The organism is Methylobacterium mesophilicum SR1.6/6 (assembly GCF_000364445.2).
Taxonomy (GTDB): Bacteria; Pseudomonadota; Alphaproteobacteria; order Rhizobiales; family Beijerinckiaceae; genus Methylobacterium; species Methylobacterium mesophilicum_A.
Map to the genome: position 1 here is coordinate 1,667,915 of NZ_CP043538.1, position 17,232 is coordinate 1,685,146.

Genomic DNA, 17,232 nt, shown 5'->3' on the forward strand with positions numbered 1-17,232 from the left:
ATCCCTCGGTCGGTGGGCGCCGTGCCGTGATTAGCAAATCGTCAACGACGAAACGGGCACGATCCCGAGGATAGGGTTGCCCGTCTGAATCGGACGCGTGTCCCGTCTTCGGTATCGATCGATGCAAGCACGCGCAGTCCTCGAAGCCCCGCCCAGCCCGATGATCGGCCAGGCCCGCCTGCTCCGAGCAGCGTTCGAGGGCGCGGATATGGTTGCGCTCGCGCAGCACATCGCGTCCCGGGCGAACAACGGTATGGTCGAAGCGGGCGCGGCGCTCGATCTGGCGACGATCTTCCTCCTGCTGCACCGCTTCGAGGAGGCGCTCAAGCTTCAGAACGACGTTCTTCAGAGCCATCAGCATTTCATGCTGCGGTCGAATGTGCCGGGGGCCCGGACGAGGGTCCTCGTCATCGCCGCGCCCGGCGATCTCATGGCGAATACGCCGATCGACTTCCTCCTGGACGACCCGGCCTTCTCCGTGGAATACCTCTTCGTCCTTCCCGGGCGGGAGGCGCCGCGGCAGCTTCCGGACCATGACGCTGTCATCGTCGGCGTTGCCTATTCCCGGGCGCACGAGCCGATACTCGAAGCCCTGAGCGAGGCCGCCGCGCATTGGCTCCGGCCGGTCATCAATCATCCGCGCCATGTCCTGAGGACCTCGCGCCACGGCATCGCCGAGGCGCTGGCGGACGCGCCAGGGATCCTCGTCCCGCGCGTCGTGCGCGCCGGCAGGGTGGACCTCCTGGCAGAGGGGGGTGCCCTGCCGGAGGGCTTCGAATTCCCGGTCCTGGTCCGACCGGTCGACACGCATGCGGGGAACGATCTGCGGAAGATCGAGGATAGCGCCACGCTGAGAGAGGCGATCCACGGTACGGGCGCGGACGAGATCTACCTGACAGAGTTTTGCGACTACAGGGATGCGGACGGCTTATTCCGCAAGTATCGGATCGCTCTCATCGATGGGGCACCATTTCTCTGCCACATGGCAATCCGGGATCATTGGATGATCCACTATCTGAACGCCGGCATGCTTGAGGATCCGGACAAGCGGGCCGCGGAGGCGGCAGCGATGAGGACGTTCGATCAGGACTTCGCCCTTCGCCATCAGGAGGCGTTCGCCGAGATGCACCGGCGCCTGGGACTGGATTACGTCGTCATGGATTGCGCGGAGAGCCACGATGGCCGGCTGCTGATCTTCGAAGCGGATACCGGCATGGTTGTCCACGACATGGATTCCGCCGACATGTTTCCGTACAAGCCGCCACAAATGCGCAAGGTGTTCAAAGCTTTTCAACAGGCGCTGAGCGAGCGTTGCCGCTTCGTGTGAGTGCACCACTCCCTATCCGGTCCGAGCGCTCATGACGGTCGATCATCGGTTCGGGAGCAGGGCCACGGCAAGACGGGCCAGCCGTCCCTCAAGATGCGTTGCGACGAGACAGAGCTCCGCGCGAACTGGAAAGTCCGCGCGGAGCTCTGTCTCGTCGAAGATATCGATGGCGTCGCCGGGGGCCTCGCTGGACCAGCCGGCCCCGGTGCGGTCAGAGCTTGAAGGCTTGCTCGCCGATGTGGCCGAGTTCCTTGCTCAGATACGGATCGCACCAGATCCTGAATCCCAGCGAACGGACCCGATCACTGAAATCGTAATCCTCGCCGATATTGACCCCTGCTTCCTCATCGACCCTGAAACGGAAGTACGGGCGTTTCAGACGCTCGAACACCGTCGATTTCACCAGGAGAAACCCGGTGGGAATCCGCGCCATTTCCAGCAGGCCCTTCGGCGCATCGGCCGGCTGTTCCGGCAGGATGTCACCCAGGAAATTAAAGGGTGCCGTGCGGCGGGAATAGGTCGCACCGATGATATCGACGTTGCGCACCAGCAGCTTCAACAAGGCGTCGCGTGGAAACGTCATGTCGCTGTCGATGAACAGGATGTAATCGGCATTCTGCTTCTGTGCGAACTCCAGGCCTAAGTTGCGCGCATCCGCGACGATGGAGGATTTGCCGACCACGATTGACATCGGCATCTCGCCGAGGGTGTGCATCATCGACCCGAGGCTGACAGCAAAGTCCGCATGAACCATCGTGCCGCATGGGATCGCCACGGCGACGTGCGGAATCGCCACCGGCGCGCTCGCGTTTGGACGGCTGGCTTCGAGGGTTGGCTGAGCGATCACGTCCGGACTCCAAACCTGCTGCGGTGCCGAGCCCGTCCGCCCGCTGCACCGGATAGGCCGGCGCGGGCGCACGCGTCGTAGTTCGACAACCGCTCCGCTTATGTCTGAAGATGGTTAATAGGAATTAAACGGCCTTCGAATTCACGCAAACAAGCATTATTGAAGAAATGACCGATTAACGATCGATCCGGGTTCCCGGGACAGGATCGTTTTTTGACCTGGGTCCGGCGAGCACGGCCAAGGATGTCGGCTTCTGCAGCTATCCGGATCCGCCTGCCCCAGCCGTCACGCCACCGGCCGGCTTCCGCATCCCACCAGCGGCCGTCGCCGAGGTGGTAGACCATCCGCCCGTGCGGCCGCCCGCAGCCTTCGCACCGGCTCCGAGCCCGGCCGAACCGGATCACGGCCGAGAGCTGCGCCCAGTCAATGGGGTAGAAGAAGCGGTGCTCGGGCCGGATCGGCATGGTGGCGCCCTGTGCCACCGGGCATGAAGAAAGCGTAGCGGTAGGTGCGCAATCTTGAGTCAGGATGGTTCCTGTCGCAGCGGAATTTCCAGCTGGCCAATCTGCGTGTCACGCCCGCTGCGGTGATCGAGAAAGCGCAGCACGGGTGTGACGGTCACGCCGTGCAGGATGATTGACACTAACACGGTCAGGCCAGCTGTAGCCCAGAGGAGATCCGGCGCTTCGAACCGCGCATGGTTCAGGGCGAAGGCGAGGTAGTACATCGTGCCGAGGCCGCGGATGCCGAAAAAGGCGATCACCGCCCGCTCGTCGCTTGGCAATCCGGAGCCGAGCAGCCCGATCCAACCGCTTGCCGGACGCACGACAACGAGCGCCAGAACGACGAAGCCGACCGCTGGAAGTGTTAGGCCACTGAGCAGGCCGCCGGCCACGAGAGCGACACCGAACCCGACCAGCAGGACCATCATCAATAAGCGTTCGAGTTCTTCCGCGTAGGTGTGCATCTTCCGGTGGTATTCGTGACTGTGGTGCGAGGCACGCAGCGCGAGAGCGGTCGCGAACACCCCGACGAAGCCGTAGCCGTCGGCGACTTGCACAATCCCGTAGGTGAGGCAGGTTGCTCCCAGGGCTACGAACCCGTCGCCGGTGCGAGACAGCTTCGACGCGTTGGGGAGGTGGAAGGTGAGCCAACCCAGGCCCCGGCCGATAAGGCCACCGAGCACGGCACCGACGACGATCTTCCACACCACGTCGACGCTCAGCCAATGGCCCCACGACAGGCCGGCGAGGGTGCCGGACCCGGCCAATGCCATGGCGAGGTTGACGAAGGGAAAGGCGAGGCCGTCGTTGAGGCCGGCCTCCGAGGTCAGGGCAAAGCGCATCTCGTCCTCGCCGCCCTCGGTCGGATGCCCAACCTGTACGTCGGAGGCGAGAACTGGATCCGTTGGGGCGAGAGAGGCGCCTAGCAGCAAGGCGGTCGCCGTGCCGACCCCGAGCAGCACCCAGGCGAACACGGTGAGGGCCAGGATCGTCAACGGCATGGCGATACCGAGCAGTCGCCAGGTCACAGCCCAGCGACGCCATCCGATCAGGCGGTCGATCTTCAAGCCCGCGCCCATCAGCGAGATAATGACCACGCCTTCGGTGGCATGCTCGATAAGTCCAAAGTGCTCAGACGGCCGCAACGACAGACCCGCTACGGTGGGGATCAGGGACAAGGCCGCACCGATACCGACGCAGCAGATCGGGAGGGATAGTGGCAGCGCCCGCAGGACCATGGGCAGCCACGCGGTCAGCAGAACCAGAGCGCCGAACCCGGCGAGCACGACGACGTAGGTTTCCATTTCAGGGCGAACAAACCCTAGCAGTGACTGTTCCGATCCCGGCACCAAGAAGGCGCCGTCAGGTTGTCTCAGGGCGTGGCCTACCGTTCGCGGTTTTGCGACACCGGCCCGAGGCAGCCATGTCCGACATTGAGTTCTGGGCCTTCCTCGCGGTGGCGATCCCGGGCCTGTTCCTGCCGGTCATCATCGTTCGGTGGAAGGGCCGCCCCATTCTCCCGATTGCCCTGCTTAGCCTCGTGTTCTGGCCAGGCGCGCTGGTCCTGGCTTTGCGATTGCGTCGGCAAAAGGATCCGTAAATGTCATCATAGCAGGCGCCTGAACAATGCCGGGCGCGGTGACGTTTGGATCACGACTGATCGAACCGATCCGTCTGGAGGAAAACGTCCATGATGATGAAGACCTTTGCCCTCGCCGCGGCGCTATCGCTCGCAGTCACAGGGGCGGCTCTCGCTCAGACCTCTGCCGGCGGGGGCAGTGCCCAGGGCAACATCAACAATCCAGGCAGCGTGAAGAGCCCGTCGCAGAAGCGGATGGGTGGCAAGCGAGGCATGATGCGCCTGAAGCATCACCGCCGTCACCACATGCGTCGTTCGCGGATGTAAACCCTCACCTGCCCCGCGGGTCTAATACCGCGGGGCTCTTCCCACGCTTGTTGATCTGGCCTAGCGGCCCTTCTTGTACAACTTGCTCGCGATCTCAAAGATCTCTTCGGGCGCGTAGTCTGGCGCGAATGCGCCGTAATTCCCGTCGAGTTCGGGGATCTTCCCGCCCTCAGGCGCGCCGTCCACGACCTCCAAGTTGCCTGGCGGATCGCCCGGCAACGCCACCTCATCGTTCGACCACACGCCGGCCGCTTCCTTGTAGTCGTCCTCGCTGAACGTGTAGAGGCGCCGGTGCTTACCTTCGTCGAGGTACTTCTGACACTCGGGGATGCGAGACAGGTCGATGTTGGGCGTCGGCAACATCTTCTCGATCTCGACGCCGGTGAGCTTCTTCAAGGCCAACGCATAGGCGTGAGCGTGGAGGGAGCCGCGAACCAGCAGGTAGCCGCAGACTTCCCGGCCCGTTGGCTCTGTCATGGTCTCATAGACCCGCAGCTTATGGATGCGCGCACCACACTCCAGGTGGAAGTTGTGCAACAGGTCGATGATTAGGTTGCCGGTCGTGGTAACCATGTCGACGTTCCACGACTGGGCGTTCGAGTTCACGGGCGTCGCACCTCCGCCGTTGGCCAAGAAGGCGCCGGCGAGCCGCACGTCCTGCATCTCGGCGAACGGCGCCTTGGAGATGTCGACATCCTTTTGCGGGTTGCCTGGGCCGTTGTTGAGCATCGCAATGCCGGTCGAGACCAGCTCGACGTGCCCGATCTCCTCTGCGAAGATGCTCGATACCAGACTGTAGAACGGGCGCAGCTTGGACTTGTTGCGGAAATTGAAGCTCTGGAACATGTAGTTCCCGAGCGTCGACATCTCGCCGTACTTGCCGCCGAGCAGCTCCTGCAGGGCAGCGGCCGCATTCGGCTCAGGCCGCTTCGGCTCGGGCAGCTCCGTCAGGAGCTTGTCGATCTTCATGAACATAGAGGTAGCTCCATTTGCGCGAGGGGCGCATCGGATCATCTGTTTGGGTGGCCGATCGTTCCTCAGCCCAGGCTTCGCCGCAGGTTCTCGTCAGGCGCTCGACGTGACCAAATCGGTAAGCCCGACTCGTCGATCAGCACGGCGACACTCAGGGTCATCCCCGGCGTGGCGCATCGGTACATCTTTGCGAGTTTGATCGCGTCGTCTGGTCCATCAGCACCGAAGGTCACGTCGTCGAACGCCGCACCCGCGTGGCCGGTCTTGAAACGCAGGACACACTTGAGCCGGTAGACCGGCACGGGGACGTCTCCTGCACCTATCGTCCGCGGAGGAAGAAAAACCACAGCAGGATAACGATGGGGATCGGCACCCCGATCAGCCACAGCAGGCTACCTGTCAGCATGATGTCGTCGCCTTGTGCCAGTGTTGATGGCGTTCATTTCGCCATAGTGCGACTGCTATACGCCGGGCCTCGTAGCTTCGCCGCAACGGCGTGCCGAGGCCGCCCTGCCCTTCCGGAGCGTACCCGTAGGTCAGTACTCCGTCCGGCCCGTAGATCCGGCGCATTTCCTCACGCCAGAGCCGATCCGCGGATGCGAGGGCGGCTTCTGTAAGAGCTAAACGGGTTGGGTCGGGCAGGGTCATAGGAAACTCCGCGCGTATATCGCCCAACGCGGCGATCGAGGCGGAGGTCCATGATGTCGAAATGAACGGCCGTGTGCACAGCGCCGGCAGAGCGCCACCTGGAGTCTATCGCCATTGGCCTCTGTGCGGCCTCGCCGGCGCAGTCGCGCTGATCATCGAATAGCTGAGGCAGACAACGTCTCAGCTCGCACCTCCGCCACCATCTCCACCGCCGCAACTCCCTCCATCACCGGAGGAACCGCCGCCCGAACAGTGATGGCCGCCGTGGCTGTCGCTGGGGGACGGACTCATGTCCGTCCACGAGTTGGAGCTGCTGTGACTTCCGCTCCCGCGGCCGCTGCTACCGTTATAGATGTAGCCGACTTTCACGCGACGCTCCCGCGTCAGCATGTTGAAGAAGCTGGCCACTATCGCGATTGCCGCGATGACAAAGACTGCGATCTCAAGCGACTGCTTCATGTCCATCGGAACCTCCATCGGTTCGTCGGTCAGAGCAGTATAGCACACTTCCCTTCAGTCCCTGGCAGGCGTCAGCAGCCTCAGCCGATTGCCCAGAACAGTGGCAGGGCGCCCGCCAGGAACAGAGCCGAGGAGAGGAGCACCGCTAGGCGTTCACGATGATACAGGACGAAAGCATCGGGGATGGCGAGCATGGCGGAGGGAGCCGGGTCGGGGAAGGAGCCTCACGCTCACCTTGAAACCTTGACGGATCGGAGGCTTCCGATGCCATCCACAGGCGGTCGCCGACGTGTGTTTCCGCCGCGCCACAGGCGCATCAGTGGAAGCGGCCGTCTGCGTCAGGCGAGACCATGATCCGCGCCAGCAGCCTACCCGCCATCATCAGCGCTTCCCGCAGCACCGGCAGCATCTCCTTGGCGCCGTCCTCCTCGACGAGCCCGTGCGCCATCAGCAGATAGTCGACGACACGCTCCAGCGCTGAGCTAGGTGGCGTCGCCGGATGCATAGGCGGTGGAACGAAGCGGTCGAGGGTACCGTAGGCGGCCATTGGCTCCGAACTGCTAACGGCGATCTCCGTGAGTGAGCCAAGATAGCCGAGAAAGGTGCGACCCGGTGGACCGTAGGATGGGACCGCGCCGATGATCACCCAGACATAGATGGCGTCGGCACGGCGCAGACGGACGCGCAGGCTGTACTCGCTCTGCTGGTCGCGGGCGTTGCGAAGGAACGTGACCGCCGGCTCATAATCCTCAGGATGAATGCACCTGAACCAGCCGTTATCAATGGCGTCGCTGGCTGGCTGTCCGGTCTAGGCAGTCCATTCCGGGCTGACGTAGGTCACGCCGCCGTCCGCCTTGGCGACGAAGATCATCCTGGACGCTCCTCAGCCTCGGCCTCACATTGGGCTAAGGCCCAGCAGCCAGCTTCAGACCAGCGAGGCCAATTGGAGCGATACCAGTATATTTCAACCAAAGTGGCTGGTGCTAGTCACCCATCCTCGCGGAACCATGGCCTCCCATCGGACATTCCAACGGCGTCATGACGAAGAGTGATGAAGTGGCTTGGGCGAGTCTGCGCCAACTCGCCGACGTTCTAGGGCGTGTCATCGCTTGAGCTAGTCGAGGGCTGCGGCGAGAGACAGGACGCCTACGAAGCTGGCGGCGGTTTTCTCGTAGCGGGTTGCGATGGCACGCCATTCCTTGAGCCTCGCCCAAAGGCGCTCGACCTGATTGCGATTGTTGTAGATCCAGTCCGGGCAGGTGACGGGGGTCTCGTGGCGCTGCGGCGGGATCGCGGGGCGCGCACCCATGTCCCAGATGTGCTCTCGGAAGGCATGACTGGTGTAGCCGCGGTCTGCGACGACCCACTTGGGCACGCCTGGCAGTCGGTCGAGCAATGGAACCGCATGAGGCAGCTCGTGCGCCTGCCCCGGTGCCAGCCGGAAGGCGATGGCGCGGCCCCGCCCGTCAGCAATCACGCAAGCCTTGGTGCCATAGCCGCCACGCGAGCGGCCAACAGCTTCACGAGTGCCTCGCTCGGCCCCAGATCCCCCCTTTTGGCGGCACCGGCCGCCTTCTGGTGCGCGCGTATGTTCGTGCCATCGAGGAACACCATCCCGAGCTGAACTCCGCGCTCCTGCACAAGGCCGAGGAGCCGTTCCCAGACGCCAGCACGGGACCAGCGGATGAAGATCTGTGCGGCCCGCCACCAAGGGCCCAGATCCTCCGGAATAGACCGCCATTTCGCCCCGTTCCGGTGCCGCCAGAGAATGGCCGAGAGCGTGCGTTGCAGGTCCGGCGGTGGCGTCTTGGCCTTCGGACGGCACGCCTCGACCAGCGGCTCCAGCTCAGACCATTGCGCGTCGCTCAACATCATCCCTCCCGCCTTGGAGAGAGGAAAACGCAAGCCCCGCCAGTCCGTTCAAGCGACGACAGGCCCTAATCGACGGACGGGCGCTGACAGCAACTGAACTCGCCTGAACGGCAGGCGTGGCTCCGGCCACCGCGAGCGAGCACCTGACGAAGCTGGTGACTGGCGGCCTGCTCTCGGTGTCGCGTCAGGGCCGGCACCGGTACTTCCGCCTCGCCTCAGTCGAGATCGCCCGCATGCTGGAGGCGATGATGGTGATCGCGAACCGGGGCGAGCCGAAGGAACCACCGCGGCGCGCGACCCCGCGGGTCGATCCGGTCTTGCGCGAGGCCCGCACCTGCTACGATCACTTAGCCGGGCGGCTCGGCGTCGGGATCGCCGACGCGATGGTCTCCCGGGGACTGATCTTGCTCGGAGAAGAAGCGGGCGAAGTGACCGCGTCGGGCCGCGCATGGCTGGCTGAGTTCGGCGTCGCGGTCGAACCGACTGGGCGAACCCGCCGCTTGCTCTGCCGCCCTTGTCTGGACTGGAGCGAGCGGCGGCCGCACCTCGCGGGCCGGCTCGGAGCCGCCCTTTGCGCTCGTTGCGAAGAGTTGGGCTAGATTGAGCGTCAGCGCGACGGGCGCGCCGTCCGGGTGACCGAGGTTGGCCGACGCGGCTTTGCGAACACGTTTGGCTTGGCAGAATGACGAGGGGCTGTCACTCACGCCTGAAAAGTCGCAGATGCTGCCGCGCGCTTGAAAGTCAGCGCAAACGTGCAGGACGATCTTAACCGCTTCTCGCAAATTCTGCTCAGAAGCGGACCGGCCGCAAACTACCCAGCCAGGTAATTTGGAGGCACCAGTCAACGTGACTGAAACTGGCCGAAAGCGGAACGGCAGCTTTCGAAGGGATGTAGCGCAGAAACGGACGCCAATCGCTCCAAGATCGGCCTGGTCGATCGCTCCGTCCAGCTACTCAGTCTCCGTGGCATGCCATCTGCACGACGAACGCCACCCGTCGGATTGGAGGCGCTTGATGAGACGACGCGATGTGCTTGCTGGAGCCGCTGCTTCCCTCATCGCCGCGCCAAGCCTCGTGCGTGCACAGGCCGCGACAACACTCAAGTTCATTCCCTACGCCGACCTTGCCCTGCTCGATCCGTTGGTCAGCGCCTTCGTCACCCGCAACCACGTGATGATGGTCTTCGACACCCTCTACGCCCTCGACGCCGCCGGTTCGCCTCGGCCGCAAATGGTTGGCGGCGAGAGCGTCGAGGATGGGGGCCGGCGCGTTCGGCTCACTCTGCGCGACGGGCTGAAATTCCACGACGGGACCCCCGTTCTCGGACGGGATGTCGTCGCCAGTCTCCGACGATGGGCGAGCACCGACTCCTTCGGCCAGGCGCTGATGGCTGCCACCGACGAACTCTCAACGCCGTCCGACACGACGGTCGAATTGCGCCTGAAGCGCGCGTTCCCACTCCTACCAAACGCCTTGGCCAAGCCGACGAACCTCATGGCCGCCATCATGCCGGAGCGGCTGGCTGCGACACCGCCCACCACCCGCCTGACCGAGATGGTCGGCTCAGGTCCATTCCGCTTCGTCGCGAACGAGCGCGTGCCAGGCGCGCGCAACGTGTACCGCCGCTTCGAAGGCTACGTGCCGCGGACTGACGGAGCGCCGAGCTTCTGCGCCGGTCCGCGCATCGCCCATTTCGACCGCGTCGAGTGGCTGACGAACCCGGACCCAGGCACGCAGGTCGCCGCCCTCCAGGCCGGCGAGGTCGACTGGGTCGAGCAGCCGCTCATGGATCTCGTGCCGAGCTTGCGCACGAACAGGGCGATCAAGCTCCAGGTCGTGGAAGACAAGGGCCTTATCGGCGTCCTGCGCTTCAATTTCCTCCACCCTCCCTTCGACAACCCGGCGATCCGGCGCGCCGTGCTGCAGGCCGTCAACCAGACCGAATTCATGCAGGCGGTCGCAGGCGAGAACGCCGCTGTAGACACCCGCGTCGGCGTGTTTGGCCCCGCCGGCCTGCCCATGGCAAATGATTCCGGAATGGAGGCGCTGAGCGGGAAGCACGACGTCGCCAAGCTCAAGCGCGACATCGCCGCGGCCGGCTATAAGGGCGAGCGGGTCGTATTCCTGACAGCGACGGACGTTCCGCGCATCAACGCGATCTGCAGCGTAGGCGTCGAGATGATGCGTCAGCTCGGCCTGAACGTCGACGAAGTCTCCACCGACTGGGGTAGTGTGGTGCAGCGTTCCACAAGCCAGCAGCCAATCGACAAAGGCGGCTGGAGCGTGTTCGGCTCGTTCTGGGGCGGCTACGACGTGATGAACCCAGCGGGTCACCTGCTGCTACGTGGCACCGGGCTGAAAGCCTGGAACGGCTGGCCCACGGACGAACGGCTCGAGAACCAACGCCAATCCTGGATAGACGCCGCGGACCAAGCCGAGCGGCTCGAGATTGCGAGGCAAATTCAAGTCCAGGCCTTTGAGGACGTGCCGTTCCTACCCTTGGGTTCGTACCTCCAGCCGACGGCCTACCGTGCAGATCTCGCCGGTATGCATGTGGGCCTGCCGCTATTCACAAATATCCGGCGGTCTTGACTCAGATCTCGATGTGGCCAACCGAGCGTTCGAACCACAGCAACTCGGCTCGTCGTCAGCCGGTCGTGTGTACTGGAGCGGGACCGAAAGCGGCGCGAAAATTGCCCAGGGTGTTGTTTTAGGCGGCGACCCTATCCGGCGTTAGAGGAGACGCTCACCGCAGCCGCGTTGCGTCGATCACTAGGAAGTACTGGCAAGCCTCCGCCCCAAGATTGGTGAAGGCGTGCCCGGCATCGGCCTCGAAATACAGGCTGTCCCCCTCCTCGACCACGAGGGACCGCTCGCCGATGACGGCGCGTAGGCGCCCCTTCAGCACGAAGATGTATTCCGAGACGCCCCTGCGGTGAGCGACGAACTCCCCCGCCGTCGCCCCCGGCGGCAGGGTGTTGAGCACAATGTCGATTCCCCGACCCGGCAGGACGGGCGAGAGGCAGCGGCGCAGGAAGCCCGTCTCCTCGTCGCGCAGCACCGGCTGACGGGCGGCGGGGATCAGCAGCACCTCCCGGTCGGTAGCAGGCGACATCAGGCGCGAGAAGGTCACGTCCAGGGCCTCGGCGAGGCGCGAGAGCACCGCCGTCGACGGCACCGCCTCGCCGCGCTCCACCTTCGAGATCATCGACCGGCTCACTCCCGATAGGGCGCTCAGCGCCTCCAGGGAGAGATCCCGCTCCTTGCGCCGCCGACGGATTTCCCCGGCGAGAACCTGGAGCTGTGAGCGGGCCTCCGCGTCGGCCTGCTCGCGCCGCCCCTCTGTCATGACCGTCATCGGCACGCCGTCCTGGTCCCCCGGCCAGTGCGCTCCCTGGTTCCCGGGAGCTCGTAGGAGGCACTTAGCACGGCCGGCGTGGCCGTGTCCGCCGGAACGGCGCTGAGGGTTGGCACGCGGCTTGTATCAACTCGAGTGGAAATTCCTCTTGCAAAGTGGATGCCCGACATGCTCGACGCTGCCCTCCCGATGGATGGAGCCCTGCCGGCCGCGCAGGATCCCGTGACCCCCGCGGACCGCCGCCAGATCGTCTGGTCGAGCGTCATCGGCACCACCATCGAGTGGTACGACTTCCTGATCTACGGCACGGCCAGCGCGCTGGTGTTCAACAAGCTGTTCTTCCCCAGCATCGACCCGGCGGTGGGGACCATCGCGGCGTTCGGCTCCTATGCGGTGGGCTTCCTGGCGCGGCCCCTCGGCGGGGCGGTGTTCGGCCATTTCGGCGACCGGGTCGGGCGCAAGGCCATGCTGGCCCTGACCCTGATGATCATGGGCATCGGCACCTTCCTGATCGGCTGTCTGCCGACCTATGGGCAGATCGGCCTCCTGGCCCCGGTGCTCCTCGTCGCCCTACGCCTGGTCCAGGGCATCGGGATCGGCGGCGAATGGGGCGGCGCCGTGCTGATGGTGGTGGAGAGCGTGCCGCAGGAGCGGCGCGGCTTCTTCGGCAGCGTCGTCCAACTCGGCTACCCGATCGGGGTGATCCTCTCGATCGGCGCCTTCGCGCTGACCGGCCTTCTGCCGGAGGAGGCGTTCCTGTCCTGGGGCTGGCGGGTGCCGTTCCTGGCGAGCGCGCCGCTGGTCCTCGTCGGCCTGTTCATCCGCCTGCGGCTGCACGAGACTCCGGCCTTCCGGGCGATCAAGGCGCGTTCAGCGACGGCCCGGCTGCCGGTGATGGAGATCCTCACCGAGCATCCGGGCCTGTTCCTGAAGGCGGTGGGCCTGAAGGTCTCGGAGATCGCCTATGTCAGCGTCGTGACCGTGTTCTCGATCTCCTACGTCACCGGCCAACTTGGGCTGTCGCGAGGCGTGATCCTCAACGGGATCCTGATCGCGGCGGTGATCGAGCTCTTCACCATCCCGGCCTTCGGCTGGCTGTCGGACCGCTACGGCCGCAAGACCCTGTTCGTGGCTGCCTGCCTGTTCTCGATCGCCTTCGCCTTCCCGATGTTCCAGCTCCTCGACACGCGCAACCCGACAATCATCGCCCTGACGGTGGCGGTGGCCCTCAGCTTCGGCCAGGGCATCATGTTCGGAACCGGGGCCGCCTGGATGTCCGAGATGTTCCACGCCCGCCTGCGCTACAGCGGCGCCTCCCTCGGGTTTCAGGTCGGCGCGGCCCTGAGCGGTGGCTTCACCCCGCTGATCGCCGCCGCGCTCCTCGCCTGGAGCGGCGGAGCGACGTGGCCGATCTCGATCTACCTCGTCGTCCTCGCCTGCGTGACCCTCGTGGCGACCTTCCTTGCACCCGAGACGGCCCGGCAGCCCATCGACTGACCGAGGTAACAGCCGCATCATCGATGCGGAACCACGGGATCCTGCAGTAGACATTCGTCCACTGCAGTGGAACAAAAGCAAATGGGGAATGCCTCAGAGGAGGGCGGCTTTGACTCGAACGATCATCGCGACGGAGGCCGCCGCGCCGGCGGTGGGACCCTATGCCCAGGCCACCCGGGTGGGCGACCTCGTCTTCGCCTCGGGGCAGCTGCCGATCGACCCGGCCACGGGGGCGTTTCCGGAGGGGATCGAGGCGCAGACGCGCCGCTCGCTCGCCAACCTCGCGGCGGTGCTGGAAGCCGGCGGCGCCAGCCTCTCGAGCGTGGCAAAGACCACGGTGTTCCTGAAGGACATGAACGACTTTGCCGCGATGAACGCCGTCTACGCGGAGCACTTCCCCGAAGCCGCCCCGGCGCGCTCGACCGTGGAGGTAGCGCGCCTGCCGCGCGACGCCTTGGTCGAGGTCGAGGCTATCGCCCTCGCGACAGGACCCGTCCGATGAGCACGACCGCGGCCCCTCCCCATATCGAGGCCTTCGCCCACAAGGTCGGCTCTGTCGCCCAGGGCGTGCCCGGTGGCGCCACCGGGTGGCAGGGCAGCCTTCTCCACATCCACATCGCCCCTGCGGCGAGCTACGAGATGGAGGAGCTGACGGAGGCCCACTGCATCGCCGGCCGGGGCATTGAGGGCGACCGCTATTGCCTGGGCACCGGCACCTACTCGCCCAAGGCCGACACCCGCGAGGTGACGCTGATCGAGCAGGAGGTGCTCGACGCCCTCGCGCGCAACGATCCGCCGCTTCAGGAGGGGCCGATCCACCTGGCGCCCATCGACCACCGCCGCAATCTTACGGTGCGCGGCGTGCCCCTCAATCACCTCGTCGGGCGCCGTTTCCAGGTGGGCGAGGTGATTCTGCGCGGGGGGCGGCTGAACTTCCCGTGCAAGTATCTTGAAGAACTGCTCGGCCTCCCCGTCTACCTGCCGCTCTACAACCGCTCCGGGCTCAATTGTGGGATCGAGCGCGGTGGCATCATCCGGCCGGGTGATCCGATCACCCTGGTGGAGTGAGGCGATGTCCGCCCGCATCGTCATGAAGCTGACGGTCGTGGAGGCCATCGCCACCACCCCGGAGGTGGTGCGCCTCACCCTCGTCCATCCGCGGCGCCCGCAGCTGCCCGCCTGGGAGCCCGGCGCCCATGTCGACCTGCGCCTGCCGGACGAGCGGGTGAGGCAGTACTCCCTCTGCGGCGACCCCGCCGATCGGAGCCGGTACGTTTTGGCGATCAAGCGCGAGGAGGCCGGGCGTGGCGGCTCGGCCTGGGTGCACGCCCAACTCGCCGCCGGGGCGACCGTCCCCATCTCGCACCCGCGCAACCATTTCCCCCTGGCTGCTGGGGCGCGGCGCCATGTGCTCGTCGGCGGCGGCATCGGCGTGACGCCCGTCGCCGCCATGGCACGGCACCTAGCCGCGACGGGGGGCGACTTCACGCTCCACCTCTGCGCGCGCTCTGCTGCGCAGGCCCCCCTGCTGGAGGAGCTGCGCGCGGTCTGCGGTGAGCGTCTGCGCTGCTGGTACTCCGCGGAGGGCCAACGGCTCGATCCCGCGATGCTCGGGCCGCCGGAGGACGGCGTCCACCTCTACGCCTGTGGACCCCAGCCCCTGACGGCGGCGGTGCAGGCGCTGGGCTGGCCGGCGGAGCAGGTGCATGTCGAGCATTTCGCGCCGCTCGTCGATGAGGGCTACACGCCCGAACCCTTCGACGTGCGGATCGCCTCGACCGGCGCCACCCTGCATGTCCCCGCCGAGACCTCGCTCTTGGAGGTCCTGAGTCAGAACGGGACCAAGATGCCCTCATCCTGCGAGATCGGCGTGTGCGGCGCCTGCGAATGCGGCTATCGTGAGGGCGACGTGATCCACCGTGACGTCGTGCTACCTCCGGCCAGACGCCAGGATCACCTGATGCCCTGCGTCTCCCGCGCCCGCGGGACTCTGACGCTCGCCCTTTGATCCCACGCAGCGCAGCTCTGGCCTATTGACCGGGGCCCCGCAGCCCCGTGGACAGGCCGCTGGCAAAGAAGACCACCATTCCGGCCATAGCCAGAACGAGACGATGCAGCGCCACGAGCCGCATCGTATGGCCTGTGTGAGTGAGCGGCCGCCGCTGACTTTGCCAGACGCGCGCTTTGGGACGTATCCGCTTGCACGTTCAACGGTACCGAAGTCGGATGGCTGCATTGGGCGCAGTGCTGTCGCGGCTGTCGTGCGTCCGGGAAGGGACGCTCACTTCGGCTCTGGACCCTTTGGGAACCGGCGCGCCCCGGTCTCCTCGGCGTGTTGCCACCCGGCGGAACCACGCGAGAACATCGGAAAAGGACAACCAACTTGAATTCGCGCTGGGATCGGAGGCGGGTTCGCCGATCCGGTCGCCCGACGGGCTGAATCCTGTTTAACGGCCCCGCGTAAAGGGCCATCACCCAGGCGCTGGGATGCGACGAGCATGTCGTCTGCGGTCAAGGTGTGGGGCGGCGCGCCGGATCTCGGGCCGCCGCGAGGCGTCCCGTGTCCGGGATAGGTGCGACGCGGCTGGCCGGATCAAGACCGGTATTGGAGGTGTCACGCGCGGCAGCTATTCATGCGAGCGAGATTTGGCGAGCCAGGGCAGGTCATGCGTGTTGATGCGTACTGCAAGGCAGCCCTGTTCTCGCTGGTTCTGTTACATGCGGGCGGCGCCAGGGCCGTGGAGGGGCGGTCCGTCCTGATCGCGGGCCTGGACGGCAAGACGTTCTTCCGGCCCGAGGGCTCGGTGAATGGGCCGAACGGCCATGACGGCCTCGCCGTCATCGACATCTCGGATCCGGCGCGGCCGCGCCTCGCGCACGTCTTGAAGCTCGACACCTCCGTCTACGGACCGCCGACCAACCTGCAGATCACGCCGGACGGCCGGCTCGGCCTCGTCACCAGCCCCGTCACCATGCGGCAGGAGGGCGAGAACTGGTGGGCGCAGCCGGACGATCGCCTGCACGTCGTCGATCTCGCCGCCGAGCCGCCCGCCCTGATCGAGACGATCCGCGTCGGCCGCCAGCCCTCCGGCATCGCGATCGCCCGGACCGGCGGCGTCGCGCTGGTGGCCAACCGCGAGAGCCGCAGCGTGTCCGTCCTGGCGATCCTGGATGGACGCGTGCGTGTGGCGTCCGAGGTCAATGTGGGGGCCGAGGCGGCCGCGGTCGCCATCGCGCCGGACGGGCGCCGGGCCTTCGTGGCCAAGAACAAGGCCGGCACGGTCGGCGTGCTGACCGAGGAGAACGGCCGGTGGCGCCACGATCCGGCCCTCGACATGCCGGTTGGGCCCGGCACCTACGGGCTGGAGGTGACCCCGGACGGGGCCTTCGTGCTCTCCGGGAACGCCGGCCCCGCGCCGAGCGACGGCCACGCCGACACGGTCGCGCTCATCCGGGCCGGCGCCACGCCTCCAACGGTGCTCGATCATGTCGGTGTCGGCGACACCGCTGAGACCCTGGCGATCAGCCCGGCCGGGCTCTTCGCCGCGGTCGCAGTCGTGAAGGGCTCGGCCGCGCCGCAGGCGAGCTCGGCTTACACGCGGGACAGTGCGGCCGTGCTGGTCGCGATCCTGCCCGAGGGGCGCCTGCGCCCCCTCGGCGAGGCGCCCGCCGGCGCGGTGGTCCAGGGCATCGCCTTCGATCCGAGCGGGAGCTACGTCTACATCGGCAACTATACCGACCGCAGTCTCGGCGTGTATCGGATCGAGGGCGACATGATCCGGGACACAGGCGTCCGACTGCCGCTCCCGGGCCAGCCGGCCTCGTTGCGCGGCCGTCCCTGAC

At 66.0% G+C, this 17,232-nt stretch carries 18 protein-coding genes and 2 pseudogenes; 10 read left to right on the plus strand and 10 right to left on the minus strand.

The window, feature by feature from the left end:
* Positions 1 to 160: 160 nt before the first annotated feature.
* Complete coding sequence (locus MMSR116_RS07790; protein WP_010683612.1) at positions 161 to 1,327, plus strand: ATP-grasp domain-containing protein; 1,167 nt, start codon at positions 161 to 163, stop codon at positions 1,325 to 1,327.
* Positions 1,328 to 1,538: 211 nt separating this feature from the next.
* Here the strand turns inward: MMSR116_RS07790 and MMSR116_RS07795 are convergent, their stop codons facing one another.
* The 3 genes and pseudogenes from MMSR116_RS07795 to MMSR116_RS07805 all read right to left on the minus strand — a co-directional run bounded on the left by MMSR116_RS07795 (position 1,539) and on the right by MMSR116_RS07805 (position 3,981).
* Positions 1,539 to 2,174, minus strand: coding sequence for a glycosyltransferase (locus MMSR116_RS07795; RefSeq protein ID WP_010683613.1), 636 nt, complete (start codon positions 2,172 to 2,174; stop codon positions 1,539 to 1,541).
* A 215-nt stretch (positions 2,175 to 2,389) separates the two neighbouring features.
* Positions 2,390 to 2,638 (minus strand): annotated as a pseudogene (locus MMSR116_RS31790) (hypothetical protein); the annotation flags it as partial.
* Positions 2,639 to 2,697: 59 nt separating this feature from the next.
* A complete protein-coding gene (locus MMSR116_RS07805) occupies positions 2,698 to 3,981 on the minus strand; it encodes a cation:proton antiporter (RefSeq protein WP_158168546.1) in 1,284 nt (427 codons plus the stop codon).
* A gap of 119 nt (positions 3,982 to 4,100) precedes the next feature.
* Here MMSR116_RS07805 and MMSR116_RS07810 point away from each other — a divergent pair, with 119 nt between their 5' ends.
* Both MMSR116_RS07810 and MMSR116_RS07815 read left to right on the plus strand, forming a co-directional pair.
* Entirely contained in the window at positions 4,101 to 4,277 is a 177-nt protein-coding gene (locus MMSR116_RS07810) for a hypothetical protein (RefSeq protein ID WP_158168548.1), read from the plus strand.
* Positions 4,278 to 4,367: 90 nt separating this feature from the next.
* The gene (locus tag MMSR116_RS07815; RefSeq protein ID WP_158168549.1) at positions 4,368 to 4,583 is read left to right on the plus strand and encodes a hypothetical protein; all 216 of its coding nucleotides are present in this window, start codon (positions 4,368 to 4,370) and stop codon (positions 4,581 to 4,583) included.
* A gap of 60 nt (positions 4,584 to 4,643) precedes the next feature.
* Here the strand turns inward: MMSR116_RS07815 and MMSR116_RS07820 are convergent, their stop codons facing one another.
* From MMSR116_RS07820 to MMSR116_RS07840, 6 genes and pseudogenes are all read right to left on the minus strand, one after another.
* Entirely contained in the window at positions 4,644 to 5,558 is a 915-nt protein-coding gene (locus MMSR116_RS07820) for a manganese catalase family protein (RefSeq protein WP_158168552.1), read from the minus strand.
* 62 nt (positions 5,559 to 5,620) lie between these two features.
* Positions 5,621 to 5,857 carry a hypothetical protein gene (locus MMSR116_RS07825; RefSeq protein WP_158168554.1) on the minus strand — a complete coding sequence of 79 codons (237 nt, stop codon included), beginning with the start codon at positions 5,855 to 5,857 and terminating at the stop codon, positions 5,621 to 5,623.
* 526 nt (positions 5,858 to 6,383) lie between these two features.
* Entirely contained in the window at positions 6,384 to 6,668 is a 285-nt protein-coding gene (locus MMSR116_RS07830; RefSeq protein ID WP_244625618.1) for a hypothetical protein, read from the minus strand.
* Between the two features lie 310 nt (positions 6,669 to 6,978).
* On the minus strand, positions 6,979 to 7,209 hold the full coding sequence (locus tag MMSR116_RS31795; protein ID WP_244625619.1) for a hypothetical protein: 231 nt from the start codon (positions 7,207 to 7,209) through the stop codon (positions 6,979 to 6,981).
* An 81-nt stretch (positions 7,210 to 7,290) separates the two neighbouring features.
* A pseudogene (locus MMSR116_RS32485) lies at positions 7,291 to 7,458 on the minus strand (PAS domain-containing protein); the annotation flags it as partial.
* 318 nt (positions 7,459 to 7,776) lie between these two features.
* Positions 7,777 to 8,534 (minus strand): IS5 family transposase gene (locus MMSR116_RS07840; protein WP_158168558.1). Its coding sequence is split into 2 segments (ribosomal slippage): positions 7,777 to 8,219 and positions 8,219 to 8,534, totalling 759 coding nucleotides; the frame shifts between segments, so codons are not numbered across the junction.
* Between the two features lie 116 nt (positions 8,535 to 8,650).
* Between MMSR116_RS07840 and MMSR116_RS07845 the strand changes: the two genes are divergently transcribed.
* Together MMSR116_RS07845 and MMSR116_RS07850 are read left to right on the plus strand one after the other, a co-directional pair.
* Complete coding sequence (locus MMSR116_RS07845) at positions 8,651 to 9,133, plus strand: ArsR/SmtB family transcription factor (RefSeq protein WP_244625620.1); 483 nt, start codon at positions 8,651 to 8,653, stop codon at positions 9,131 to 9,133.
* 415 nt (positions 9,134 to 9,548) lie between these two features.
* Entirely contained in the window at positions 9,549 to 11,126 is a 1,578-nt protein-coding gene (locus MMSR116_RS07850; protein ID WP_158168560.1) for an ABC transporter substrate-binding protein, read from the plus strand.
* A gap of 154 nt (positions 11,127 to 11,280) precedes the next feature.
* Here MMSR116_RS07850 and MMSR116_RS07855 read toward each other — a convergent pair whose 3' ends face one another.
* Positions 11,281 to 11,892: a helix-turn-helix domain-containing protein gene (locus MMSR116_RS07855; RefSeq protein ID WP_158168562.1), complete on the minus strand. Its 612-nt coding sequence runs from the start codon at positions 11,890 to 11,892 to the stop codon at positions 11,281 to 11,283.
* A 168-nt stretch (positions 11,893 to 12,060) separates the two neighbouring features.
* On the opposite strand from MMSR116_RS07855, the gene MMSR116_RS07860 reads away from it, so the two are divergent.
* The 5 genes from MMSR116_RS07860 to MMSR116_RS07880 all read left to right on the plus strand — a co-directional run bounded on the left by MMSR116_RS07860 (position 12,061) and on the right by MMSR116_RS07880 (position 17,231).
* Positions 12,061 to 13,389 carry an MFS transporter gene (locus MMSR116_RS07860; RefSeq protein WP_158168564.1) on the plus strand — a complete coding sequence of 443 codons (1,329 nt, stop codon included), beginning with the start codon at positions 12,061 to 12,063 and terminating at the stop codon, positions 13,387 to 13,389.
* Between the two features lie 109 nt (positions 13,390 to 13,498).
* Positions 13,499 to 13,891: a Rid family detoxifying hydrolase gene (locus MMSR116_RS07865; protein WP_158168566.1), complete on the plus strand. Its 393-nt coding sequence runs from the start codon at positions 13,499 to 13,501 to the stop codon at positions 13,889 to 13,891.
* The gene (locus tag MMSR116_RS07870; protein ID WP_158168568.1) at positions 13,888 to 14,457 is read left to right on the plus strand and encodes an MOSC domain-containing protein; all 570 of its coding nucleotides are present in this window, start codon (positions 13,888 to 13,890) and stop codon (positions 14,455 to 14,457) included. Before MMSR116_RS07865 ends, MMSR116_RS07870 begins: the two co-directional genes overlap by 4 nt.
* 4 nt (positions 14,458 to 14,461) lie before the next feature.
* A complete protein-coding gene (locus tag MMSR116_RS07875) occupies positions 14,462 to 15,397 on the plus strand; it encodes a PDR/VanB family oxidoreductase (RefSeq protein ID WP_158168570.1) in 936 nt (311 codons plus the stop codon).
* A gap of 658 nt (positions 15,398 to 16,055) precedes the next feature.
* Positions 16,056 to 17,231, plus strand: a complete 1,176-nt coding sequence (locus tag MMSR116_RS07880) for a YncE family protein (RefSeq protein ID WP_158168572.1) — start codon at positions 16,056 to 16,058, stop codon at positions 17,229 to 17,231.
* The last annotated feature ends 1 nt before the right edge of the window (position 17,232 follow it).

What these genes read in the sequence shown, in the direction of transcription:
- MMSR116_RS07790 (WP_010683612.1), top strand. Translation starts at nt 161, where the DNA reads ATGATCGGCCAGGCCCGCCTGCTCCGAGCAGCGTTCGAGGGCGCGGAT.
- MMSR116_RS07805 (WP_158168546.1), bottom strand. Translation starts at nt 3,981, where the DNA reads ATGGAAACCTACGTCGTCGTGCTCGCCGGGTTCGGCGCTCTGGTTCTG.
- MMSR116_RS07810 (WP_158168548.1), top strand. Translation starts at nt 4,101, where the DNA reads ATGTCCGACATTGAGTTCTGGGCCTTCCTCGCGGTGGCGATCCCGGGC.
- MMSR116_RS07815 (WP_158168549.1), top strand. Translation starts at nt 4,368, where the DNA reads ATGATGATGAAGACCTTTGCCCTCGCCGCGGCGCTATCGCTCGCAGTC.
- MMSR116_RS07820 (WP_158168552.1), bottom strand. Translation starts at nt 5,558, where the DNA reads ATGTTCATGAAGATCGACAAGCTCCTGACGGAGCTGCCCGAGCCGAAG.
- MMSR116_RS07830 (WP_244625618.1), bottom strand. Translation starts at nt 6,668, where the DNA reads ATGGACATGAAGCAGTCGCTTGAGATCGCAGTCTTTGTCATCGCGGCA.
- MMSR116_RS31795 (WP_244625619.1), bottom strand. Translation starts at nt 7,209, where the DNA reads ATGGCCGCCTACGGTACCCTCGACCGCTTCGTTCCACCGCCTATGCAT.
- MMSR116_RS07850 (WP_158168560.1), top strand. Translation starts at nt 9,549, where the DNA reads ATGAGACGACGCGATGTGCTTGCTGGAGCCGCTGCTTCCCTCATCGCC.
- MMSR116_RS07855 (WP_158168562.1), bottom strand. Translation starts at nt 11,892, where the DNA reads ATGACGGTCATGACAGAGGGGCGGCGCGAGCAGGCCGACGCGGAGGCC.
- MMSR116_RS07860 (WP_158168564.1), top strand. Translation starts at nt 12,061, where the DNA reads ATGCTCGACGCTGCCCTCCCGATGGATGGAGCCCTGCCGGCCGCGCAG.
- MMSR116_RS07870 (WP_158168568.1), top strand. Translation starts at nt 13,888, where the DNA reads ATGAGCACGACCGCGGCCCCTCCCCATATCGAGGCCTTCGCCCACAAG.
- MMSR116_RS07875 (WP_158168570.1), top strand. Translation starts at nt 14,462, where the DNA reads ATGTCCGCCCGCATCGTCATGAAGCTGACGGTCGTGGAGGCCATCGCC.
- MMSR116_RS07880 (WP_158168572.1), top strand. Translation starts at nt 16,056, where the DNA reads ATGCGTGTTGATGCGTACTGCAAGGCAGCCCTGTTCTCGCTGGTTCTG.